We start from the raw sequence: 8094 nt of genomic DNA, 5'->3' as shown, positions 1-8094 counted from the left end.
TACCGGCGGCATCGCCCATGGTGATGCCGATGACGGGACGATAGGTCATTGCGTGAGTTCCTTTGGGTGGGGTGCTGGCTGCGGTTTCGATCAACCGTCGCCAAGCGGCATGCAGGGAGCCGGGTGTGCCGAAGCCCCCCGCCTTGGTGACGACCGGCAGCACGCCGCCGACGCCAGTAAGTTGGGCATGCAGCAGCGGCATGCCGGATTCGATTTCGTCGCACAGGCGCAGCGCGTCGATGCCGGCGGTCGACAGCACGGCGCGCGCGGTCTCGCCGCCGGTGGCGATCAGCCCGCCGGCATGCGGCAAAGCCGGCGCCAGCAACGTGGCGAGGCGGCGGCAGAAGTGCAGGCCGTCGGCGCTGTTGCCGCGCGTGGTTTGGCTGAGCGTGACCAGCACGTCGCGGCCTTCGCACAGCGCATCGATGACGGTCTGGGTGATGTCCGCCTGCGGTGTGTCGAGCTCTTCCACGGGCAGCTCCAGCGACAGCAGGCGCGCACCGGCAGCGGCCTTCAATTCCGACGCCTGCGCATGGGACACGCTGGACATGCTGCCCACCACCGTCAGCACCGGCCCGGCGATTGCGGTTGCCGCATCGCCTTCGACAGCGGCGTTGGCGCTGCCGAGCCCCGCCGCGCGAATCAGCGCGGGCGCCAGACCGGCGGAGCCGACCCAGAACACATGCGCCAGCCGCACGGAGGTCTCGGCGATGTGCGCGAGGTCGTCATCGGTCTGGGCGTCGCACACCACGGCTTGCACACCGTCCGCCTGTAGTGCCGCCAGGCGACCGGCCAGCGCGGCGGCACCGGCGCGGATGTCGTCAAGCGTCAGCACGGCGGTCTGAAGGCCTTGGCGCTCCAACATGACGCGCAGATCGGCGCGGCCGCCGATGCTTTCGTTGCGCCACACCTCGGTGTCTTCCACAGCCACGCCGTGCAGCAACTGGCGGCCCTGGCGGGTGATGCGCCCAGCAGCGGGAAACGCCGGAGCGACGATGGCCAGCCCGGCCAGCGGCACCAGCGCGGCCACCTCGGCGGCCACGTTGCCGCGCAGGGTCGAATCGATCTTCTTATAGAGGTGCGTGGCCGGCCTGGCCAGCGCATGCCATGCGGCCACCTGCCGGGCCGCCGCATCAACGGCATTGGCGCGGCGCGTGTCGGTGTCCAGCGCCAGCACATCGGCCCCGGCCGGTTGCCCACCATCGGCGCGCAGCAGCACCGCGCTGCGCAGGCCCGCCCGCACGCCGGCTACCGCGCAATCGGCGGCGCCCGACAGGTCGTCGGCCAGGATCAGCAGCTTGGGCGCGGCTTGGGTAGAGGCGTTCACGGCAGCAGGCACTGGTAGATGGCCTTGATGTCCCCATGGCCCAGCGGCTTGGGGTTGTTGCCCAGCAGACGCTTGACCTTGGAGGCAGCCTCGGCCAGCGCGTCCAGGTGCGCTTCGGATACGCCAAACTGGCGCAGGTCCTGTGGGATCTGCACGACCTCTGTCCACTCTGCCAGGCGCGCGATCAGCGCCTCCGCGGCGGTCTCGTCATCGTCGTCATGCCGGCTGATGTCGAGCGCGCGTGCGACGGTCGCCAGGCGTGCCACGATGGCGTCCTTGTTGAAGGCCATCACGTGCGGCAGCAGCATCGCGTTGGCCACCCCGTGCGTGATGCCGAACATGCCGCCCAGCGGATACGCCAGCGCGTGCACAGCCGCAGTGCCGGCGGCGGTCAGCGCCAGGCCACCGTACATCGAGCCCAGCATCATCGCCTCGCGCGCCTTGACCGAGCGCCCGTTCTGATACGCCTCGACAATGTTCGCGCCGATCAGCCGCATCGACTCCATCGCAAACATGTCGCTGACCGGGTTGGCCTTCGTCGAGATGTACGACTCCAGCGAATGCACGAACGCGTCGATGCCGGTGGCAGCGGTGATCGGCTTGGGCAACTCGAACGTCAACTCCGCATCGAGGATCACCAACTGCGGCAGCAGGTGTCGGCTGACGATGCCGACCTTCAGCTCCTCATCGGGCAGCGTGACGATGGCATTGGGCGTGACCTCCGAGCCGGTACCGGCGGTGGTCGGCACCAGGATCAGCGGGATGCCCGGATGCTGGATCAGGTCAATGCCGAGCCATTCGCGCAGCGGCTGGTCGTTGGTCAGGCGCACCGCAAACAGCTTGGCCGCGTCGAGCACGCTGCCGCCGCCGATCGACAGGATCGCGTCGGGCGCAAACGGCACGATCTGCTCGCGGAACACGGTCTCGACGTTCTCGATGGTCGGCTCGGGCTCGACGCCGCGCACGATCCGCGCCTCGACGCCGCGTGCGGCCAGCGCCTCGACCACGCGGCCGATCACGCCGTTCTGCTCCATCACCGGTTGCGTGATGAGCGCGATGCGCGCGACGGGCACGTCGAGCAACGCAAGCTTCTCGGGCAGCAGCGCCAGGCTGCCTGCGCCGTGGACGATGTGCTTGACGGTCTGGAAGTGGTAGGTCTGGGTCATGGTGGACAAGGCGGCAGGCGGGCAGAGGTCAGGCAACAAGGTCAGGCAACATCAAGCGCGGCGCGGTAGATGGTGAGCGCTTCGGCCAATCGCTCGCGGCTCTTGGCGTCGAGCGGCTTGGCGGGCGAGCGCGCCGGGCCGGCGGGCATGCCGAGCATCTCGGCGGCGGTCTTGAGCACCACCGGCATGGTGCCGAGCGCAAACGCGTCGCGCAGCGCGCGCAGCGATTCCTGCGCGGCGCGCGCGGCCGGCACATTGCCCGCCTGGAACTGATTCCAGATCGACATCACGACCTGCGGCACCGCATTGGTGGTGGCTGCCACGGCGCCATCGCCGCCGGCAATCAGCGTCCACAGGATCATCGAATCAGTGCCGGTGAAGACCGCAAATTCCTCATGGCGCAGGTTGATCAGTTGCAGCAGGCGGTCGAAATCGCCGCCGCTGTCCTTGATCGCGCGGATGTTGGGGACATCCGCCAGCCGGCGCACGGTGTCGATGGTGAGCGTGACGCCCGCCTTGGCCGGAATCGTGTAGAGCAAGATCGGCAGCGAGGTTGCGCGGGCGATCTGCTCGTAGTGGGTGAACAGCTCCGCCTGCGTGGCGCCGTTGAAGTACGGTGTGATGACGGAGGCGCCATCCACGCCCACGTCCTGCATCTTGCGGTTGAGCGCGATCACGTCGCGCGTGGCGTAGGCGCCGGTGCCGGCGATCACGGGCACCCGGCCGCGCGCCTGCTCGACGGCAATGCGGGCAATGCGCAGCTTCTCTTCTTCATTGAGGGCGATGAACTCGCCGTTGGTGCCGAGCACGAACAGGCCATGGACGCCGGCGTCGATCAGCCGGTCGATCAGCGTGCGCAGGCCGTCTTCGTCTACGTCTTCACTTGGGGTCATCGGGGTGATCAGGGCCGGGATGATCCCTTTGAACGACACTGCCATGCTGTGCTCCGTCTCCGTGGCGACCGTGGGGGCTGCCTTCTGTTTGTCGGGAACCCATGGCACGCATCGGCTGGGGCGCGGTGCTGCCAAGGGTGAGATGGGTGGTGATCGAATTGCGCAGGCGGGCATCAACATCGATCGATTCGGTCATTATAGACACGAAAATGATTGGACCGATCAACGTTTACCCTAGGCCGATCGATTTGACCGGATTCCGGAAAAAAGCAATGCAAAGAGCACTAACAGTACTAGTACTGGAGACCTTCAGGCGCCTCAAAGCGCCCGTCGCATCACATCAATGGGATCAGAGGGCGACGATACTTTGATCGAATCGCGCAAAATTCGCAAAAGCCGCGCACAAAAGACAACGCCCTTCGCAAGGAAGGGCGCTTCGTGCCAAAGGACTGTTGGTGGCTACTTGCCCAGCAGCATCGCCAGCGCCGTCCCCAGCAGCACCGCGCAGAACGTCAGCCGCAGCCGCAACGGCGAGAACCGGTGCGCCAGCGCCACGCCCCACGACACACTGACGATGCCGCCGATAGCCAGTGGCAGGCCGGTGCTCCAGCTCACATGCCCGGCATGGGCATAGGTGACCAGCGCGACCAGCGAGCCGGGCACCACCAGGGCCAGCGCCATGCCCTGCGCGCGCGTCTGCGGCATGCCGAAGAACGTCACCAGGGCAGGCACGACCACCAGCCCGCCGCCCACCGTAAAGATGCCCGACATGGCGCCGCTGGCAATGCCCAGCACCGGCATCGCGGCCGCCGGCATGGCATGCGGTTTGGCGGGCGTGTCGTGCGTCGCGCCCTCGCCCACATGCGGCTTCTCCCGCAACTGCGAGGCAAAGTAGACCGCCAGCGCAATCAGGAACCACGCGAACGCCGTATGCAGATGATTGGCATCCAGCCCCGCCGCAAACCGCGCGGCCACATACGTCGATGCCATGGAGAACACGCAGATGGACGCCACCGAGCGCAAGTGCACCGGGTGCCGCTGGTGATAGCGCCAGAAGCCGATCAGCACATTGGGCGCGATCATCACTAGCGCCGTGCCTTGAGCGAGGTGCTGGTCCATCCCATACAGCGCGCCAAGGATGGGAATGGCGATCAGACCACCGCCGATGCCCAGCAGGCCACCCGCCGCGCCCAACCCCAGGCCGAGCAGCAGGTTGGCCAGGACCGTCAGAACTACGTGATATGTCATGCCGGCAACAGAGCGGGCCAGCGCAGACGGCCGGCCAGTGGTTATTAAAACCCGGATTCTCGCTCAGATCGGCGCGCTGGCGTCACATCGGCGTTGAGCGGCGCTTTGTCGGCGGCATGGTTGCACACGCCCCCCAGAGGCGTGTGCAGCAAAGTTGGTGTGCGGGACGAGTGCGCCGTGCTAGCGCAGCTCGCACCGCATGCACAGCGCCGAGGTGCGCTCCGCATGCCGGAACGTCGTCGAGCCCCGCACCGCAGGCGGGGCCTTGTCCGCCGGAAACAGCGAGAAACCCCAGCGCGCAAAGTACGCCGGCGCCGCGGTCGACAACAGATAGGCTTCATGCGCGCCGGTGCCGCGCGCGCGCACCAGCAGCGTTTCGATCAGCCGGCTGGCGATACCGCGGTCGCGATACAGGGCATCGACGGCAGCCGAGCGCACCACGATGGATTTCCCAAGCGGCTCTGCTGCAACGCACCCAACAATGCGGCCGCCCTTGTCGAGCGCCACGTGGAACGCCTCGATGATCTGCTCGGTGTCGTCACTCGGCAGGCCACAGCGCTTGAGGAGTGTGGCCACCTGGTCGCAGTCGGCTGGGGAAGCCGCGCGCAATTGAACGTCGTCGGTCGTCTGCATGGGGATGCTGTCTCCAGGAAGCGCACTCGTGATTCATGCCACGCTATCGGCGCGCTTCTCTCTGTCTTAAGGCATGTCTTCGCCTTTGTCATCACCTCTCTTGGGGTAGGGGAACGCCCCAAGAAGGCTGCGTGCCCAGCCTAGCATCCGAATTGCAAAGGAAAATAAAACCCGTGCACGGGCTACGGGCATCGTGCGGGAAGTGACCTCGACCTCGGCGTGACGCAGCCCGCATGCGGGGGACACGCAAACGAATTCGTTCCAGGTTTGCGCCACACCCCTGAAAGCAGCGTGCGATGCAATCGGGGGTTCCCCGCCGGTCACATCGATGAATTCGGGTGCCGTTCAGTTTGGGTGATCTGCGCGTTGCGCGTGCTGCGCAACCTCGTCGGCCACGATCTGCCGCAGTTCGGGCCAAGGCGTCGGCAGCCGCACGAACACGCTGTTGTTGTTGTCGGAAGAGACCGCCCGTTTGATGTGGGTAACCCGGTCGTCTGCGTTGTATTGGACGTGCAGGATGCGTGTGGTCGACGCGGGGTGCCAGACCACCTTGCCCAGGAAATACGTGCGGGCCGAGCCGCGTTCAGCGGGGTCGATGATCAAGTCGAAATGCGTGGTCAGGAAGGTGTGGAGTTCTTCTTTGGTCATGTGCAGGCTTTAGCCTTCGGGCTGACGTCGCGGCAGCACCCAGAGCATCGCGCTCACGGCTTCCGCTTGCGTACGTGAATGCGTCTTCTCATAGATTGCCCGCAGCTGCGTGATAGGCGATTGGCTTACCTGGGCTGATATTCACCGCGCGCGCCTAACCAATGTTTTGGTCGATTCCTCTGCATTCTGCCACGATCTTTCGCTCATCACGGCCATGAATCTTTCGCGAATTTCACGTGGCGTCATGCCGAATTTCATGCGAAATGCGCGCGAGAAGTGCGAGGAATTGTTAAAGCCATTATTAAACGCTATTTCACTGATTGCAAGGTGCGCCTTCGCGTAATTTTCAAGTTCTGCCTTGCATGACAACAAACGACACGACCACAGCCACGCACCAAATGTCTGCGACTCTCCTTCGAATAGGCGGTGAATATGTGCGGGCGAAATCCCCAATGCCTGAGATGCCGCACTCACTGACAATGCAGGATCGCGAAAATGATCGACGACATATTGCTTTATTCTTGTCAGGTGGTATGCGGAAAGATTTGATATCTGCGTTTCGGCGGTAGGCGAAAAGGCCGCCACCGTTGCCGCAAACAATTGCGTGAGCGCATCACCTGCGTGAGCAACAGCCGATAGCGGGAGCGCGTCGAATCCGGTTTGAAAATAATTGTCTGCCATTCGTGCAAACAATTGTACGGCTGGATTCTGGTTGTTGAGGACGGTTGCAGTCAAGGCGTCGATGCCCGGGATTTTCAGCCGCAAGGCATCGGCGGGAAATATCAGTACAGTCTGTGAGAAATCCTCATTGAACGAAAGATCGTATCTCCTGGAGCTGGTATATATAGCCATATCTCCCGGTTTGAGCGCAGCTAAACGACCATCTTGCTGGAGGCCGCTGTTTCCGCTGCGCTGAATATTCACCAGAAAATATTCACTATCCGCTTTCGCCATCAGTTGCGGCGTACGCGCAACTTGTTGCCCCCCGGCGACGATTCTCGATAGATTGATCTTGTCGATTTTGCGCAAGCTGATTGCCGCGTGGAACTGTTCCGGTTCGACAACCAAATTGCAATCGACCTGCACCAAGTGCTGGCAAACCAGATCTGCCCAGAATGCGACCTTGTCGCGGGCGCGGACGGTATCGGTCGACACACGCACCAAATCGGTGCTCGCTTGCGAAGTGGCTGTCATGTTCTTTTCCCAAAGAGACAACTAGCACAGTTTCCCGAGAGCCCCGGAACAGATCGTTCGACGAAGTTTGACTAGTCTGGCATCGGAAAAATGAAGAAAACCAGGCCGCGTTAAACGTTAACCACGGGGGGAGCCCACAATGAAACTCACATCGATTGCAATCGGCGCTACGGCGCTTACCTTGTCTGCGTGCGGCGGCGGAGATTCCGGCACGCCCCAGACGCAGACCGTCAGCGGCGTGGCCGCGACCGGCTTGCCGCTGGCAGGCGCCGCCGTCAACCTGACCTGCGCATCCGGCTCCGGCACGGCAACCACGGCCGGTGACGGCAGCTACTCGGTCACGCTCAGCGGCAGCACCCTGCCCTGCGTGCTGACCGCCACCAGCAGCGACAGCAAGACCGTCCTGCACTCCGTGGTGCCGGGCTCGGGCTCGGCCAGCGGCACCACCACCGCGCAGATCACGCCGCTGACCGAACTGCTGCTCGCCCAGCTGAGCGGACAAGATCCGGCCAAATTTGCGGCAGCCTTTGGTCCGACCACGGCCGTGAGCGCGGCGGCGGTCAGCAGCGCCCAAACCGCCCTGGTGTCGATTCTCAAGAGCGCCGGGGTCGATCCGTCCAGCATCAGCGATATCCTGGGCGGCGCGATCAGCGCGGGCAGCCACCAAGGCTACGACGCCATTCTGGACACGCTGCAGTCGGCCATCACCAAAGCCGGCACCAGCTTGAGCGAATTGAGCACCGCGGTGGCCAGCAGCACCGGCAGCACCACGGCCGGCGCCTCGACCCTCGGCACCATCCTGGCGCCCGCCAACCCCGATTGCACCGCGCTCAAGAGCGGCAAGCACCGCCTGATCAAGCTGTCCGACGGGTCGGCGCAGATGGTGACGGTGGATGCGACCGCGTTGACCGTCGCCATGAACGGCAGCAGCTACCAGCTCACCAAGAACGCGACCTGCGATTTCACCCTGAACGACACCGGCTCG

Annotated in this window: 8 protein-coding genes and 1 pseudogene; 1 reads left to right on the top strand and 8 read right to left on the bottom strand. The window is 64.5% G+C overall.

The window, feature by feature from the left end; genetic code table 11:
• The 8 genes from QZ609_RS21875 to QZ609_RS21840 form a co-directional block, all read right to left on the bottom strand.
• Nucleotides 1-1327, bottom strand: a 1327-nt coding sequence (locus tag QZ609_RS21875) for a four-carbon acid sugar kinase family protein (RefSeq protein ID WP_295499501.1), incomplete at its 3' end; no start/stop codon positions are given.
• On the bottom strand, nucleotides 1324-2493 hold the full coding sequence (locus QZ609_RS21870) for an iron-containing alcohol dehydrogenase (protein ID WP_295499499.1): 1170 nt from the start codon (nucleotides 2491-2493) through the stop codon (nucleotides 1324-1326). The genes QZ609_RS21875 and QZ609_RS21870, both read right to left, overlap by 4 nt.
• 41 nt (nucleotides 2494-2534) lie before the next feature.
• On the bottom strand, nucleotides 2535-3431 hold the full coding sequence (dapA, locus tag QZ609_RS21865) for a 4-hydroxy-tetrahydrodipicolinate synthase (protein WP_295499497.1): 897 nt from the start codon (nucleotides 3429-3431) through the stop codon (nucleotides 2535-2537).
• A complete protein-coding gene (locus tag QZ609_RS21860) occupies nucleotides 3373-3582 on the bottom strand; it encodes a hypothetical protein (protein ID WP_295499503.1) in 210 nt (69 codons plus the stop codon). The genes dapA and QZ609_RS21860 overlap by 59 nt, the downstream gene beginning before the upstream one ends.
• 263 nt (nucleotides 3583-3845) lie before the next feature.
• Entirely contained in the window at nucleotides 3846-4634 is a 789-nt protein-coding gene (locus tag QZ609_RS21855) for a sulfite exporter TauE/SafE family protein (protein ID WP_295499496.1), read from the bottom strand.
• A 180-nt stretch (nucleotides 4635-4814) separates the two neighbouring features.
• The gene (locus QZ609_RS21850) at nucleotides 4815-5267 is read right to left on the bottom strand and encodes a GNAT family N-acetyltransferase (protein ID WP_295499494.1); all 453 of its coding nucleotides are present in this window, start codon (nucleotides 5265-5267) and stop codon (nucleotides 4815-4817) included.
• Between the two features lie 345 nt (nucleotides 5268-5612).
• Nucleotides 5613-5915, bottom strand: coding sequence for a hypothetical protein (locus tag QZ609_RS21845; protein ID WP_295499491.1), 303 nt, complete (start codon nucleotides 5913-5915; stop codon nucleotides 5613-5615).
• A gap of 141 nt (nucleotides 5916-6056) precedes the next feature.
• Nucleotides 6057-7109 carry a helix-turn-helix domain-containing protein gene (locus QZ609_RS21840; RefSeq protein WP_295499489.1) on the bottom strand — a complete coding sequence of 351 codons (1053 nt, stop codon included), beginning with the start codon at nucleotides 7107-7109 and terminating at the stop codon, nucleotides 6057-6059.
• Between the two features lie 139 nt (nucleotides 7110-7248).
• Between QZ609_RS21840 and QZ609_RS21835 the strand changes: the two are divergent.
• A pseudogene (locus tag QZ609_RS21835) lies at nucleotides 7249-8094 on the top strand (hypothetical protein); the annotation flags it as partial.

The sequence above is a fragment of the uncultured Ralstonia sp. genome, from assembly GCA_913056305.1.
Classification (GTDB): Bacteria; Pseudomonadota; Gammaproteobacteria; order Burkholderiales; family Burkholderiaceae; genus Ralstonia.
This window is presented reverse-complemented; position numbering and strand designations above follow the sequence as displayed.

Coding starts and splice junctions, on each gene's coding strand:
- QZ609_RS21860 (WP_295499503.1), bottom strand. CDS start 3,582: ATGACCGAATCGATCGATGTTGATGCCCGCCTGCGCAATTCGATCACC.
- QZ609_RS21870 (WP_295499499.1), bottom strand. CDS start 2,493: ATGACCCAGACCTACCACTTCCAGACCGTCAAGCACATCGTCCACGGC.
- dapA (WP_295499497.1), bottom strand. CDS start 3,431: ATGGCAGTGTCGTTCAAAGGGATCATCCCGGCCCTGATCACCCCGATG.
- QZ609_RS21850 (WP_295499494.1), bottom strand. CDS start 5,267: ATGCAGACGACCGACGACGTTCAATTGCGCGCGGCTTCCCCAGCCGAC.
- QZ609_RS21845 (WP_295499491.1), bottom strand. CDS start 5,915: ATGACCAAAGAAGAACTCCACACCTTCCTGACCACGCATTTCGACTTG.
- QZ609_RS21855 (WP_295499496.1), bottom strand. CDS start 4,634: ATGACATATCACGTAGTTCTGACGGTCCTGGCCAACCTGCTGCTCGGC.
- QZ609_RS21840 (WP_295499489.1), bottom strand. CDS start 7,109: ATGACAGCCACTTCGCAAGCGAGCACCGATTTGGTGCGTGTGTCGACC.